Genomic DNA, 1,674 nt, shown 5'->3' on the forward strand with positions numbered 1-1,674 from the left:
GGCGAATGTCGTCTTCACAGTATAACCAGATTGCTTGGGGTTATATGGTCAAGTGAAGAAGCGCATACGGTGGATGCCTTGGCAGTCAGAGGCGATGAAAGACGTGGTAGCCTGCGAAAAGCTTCGGGGAGTCGGCAAACAGACTTTGATCCGGAGATGTCTGAATGGGGGAACCCAGCCATCATAAGATGGTTATCTTGTACTGAATACATAGGTGCAAGAGGCGAACCAGGGGAACTGAAACATCTAAGTACCCTGAGGAAAAGAAATCAACCGAGATTCCCTTAGTAGTGGCGAGCGAACGGGGACTAGCCCTTAAGTGGCTTTGAGATTAGCGGAACGCTCTGGAAAGTGCGGCCATAGTGGGTGATAGCCCTGTACGCGAAAATCTCTTGGTCATGAAATCGAGTAGGACGGAGCACGAGAAACTTTGTCTGAATATGGGGGGACCATCCTCCAAGGCTAAATACTACTGACTGACCGATAGTGAACTAGTACCGTGAGGGAAAGGCGAAAAGAACCCCGGAGAGGGGAGTGAAATAGATCCTGAAACCGTATGCGTACAAGCAGTGGGAGCAGACTTTGTTCTGTGACTGCGTACCTTTTGTATAATGGGTCAGCGACTTATTTTCAGTGGCGAGCTTAACCGAATAGGGGAGGCGTAGCGAAAGCGAGTCTTAATAGGGCGTCTAGTCGCTGGGAATAGACCCGAAACCGGGCGATCTATCCATGGGCAGGTTGAAGGTTAGGTAACACTGACTGGAGGACCGAACCGACTACCGTTGAAAAGTTAGCGGATGACCTGTGGATCGGAGTGAAAGGCTAATCAAGCTCGGAGATAGCTGGTTCTCCTCGAAAGCTATTTAGGTAGCGCCTCATGTATCACTGTAGGGGGTAGAGCACTGTTTCGGCTAGGGGGTCATCCCGACTTACCAAACCGATGCAAACTCCGAATACCTACAAGTGCCGAGCATGGGAGACACACGGCGGGTGCTAACGTCCGTCGTGAAAAGGGAAACAACCCAGACCGTCAGCTAAGGTCCCAAAGTTATGGTTAAGTGGGAAACGATGTGGGAAGGCTTAGACAGCTAGGAGGTTGGCTTAGAAGCAGCCACCCTTTAAAGAAAGCGTAATAGCTCACTAGTCGAGTCGGCCTGCGCGGAAGATGTAACGGGGCTCAAACCATACACCGAAGCTACGGGTATCATCTTCGGATGATGCGGTAGAGGAGCGTTCTGTAAGCCTGTGAAGGTGAGTTGAGAAGCTTGCTGGAGGTATCAGAAGTGCGAATGCTGACATGAGTAACGACAATGGGTGTGAAAAACACCCACGCCGAAAGACCAAGGTTTCCTGCGCAACGTTAATCGACGCAGGGTTAGTCGGTCCCTAAGGCGAGGCTGAAAAGCGTAGTCGATGGAAAACAGGTTAATATTCCTGTACTTCTGGTTATTGCGATGGAGGGACGGAGAAGGCTAGGCCAGCTTGGCGTTGGTTGTCCAAGTTTAAGGTGGTAGGCTGAGATCTTAGGTAAATCCGGGATCTTAAGGCCGAGAGCTGATGACGAGTTACCCTTTGGGTGACGAAGTGGTTGATGCCATGCTTCCAAGAAAAGCTTCTAAGCTTCAGGTAACCAGGAACCGTACCCCAAACCGACACAGGTGGTTGGGTAGAGAA

At 50.7% G+C, this 1,674-nt stretch carries 1 rRNA gene (cut by a window edge); it reads left to right on the forward strand.

Features of this window, described 5'->3' with window-relative positions:
* Window positions 1-46 precede the first annotated feature (46 nt).
* Window positions 47-1,674, forward strand: a 23S ribosomal RNA gene (locus ACP7D9_RS29450); it runs 1,365 nt beyond the window's last position.

This window comes from Pseudomonas sp. TSRC2-2, assembly GCF_049897785.1.
Lineage (GTDB): Bacteria > Pseudomonadota > Gammaproteobacteria > Pseudomonadales > Pseudomonadaceae > Aquipseudomonas.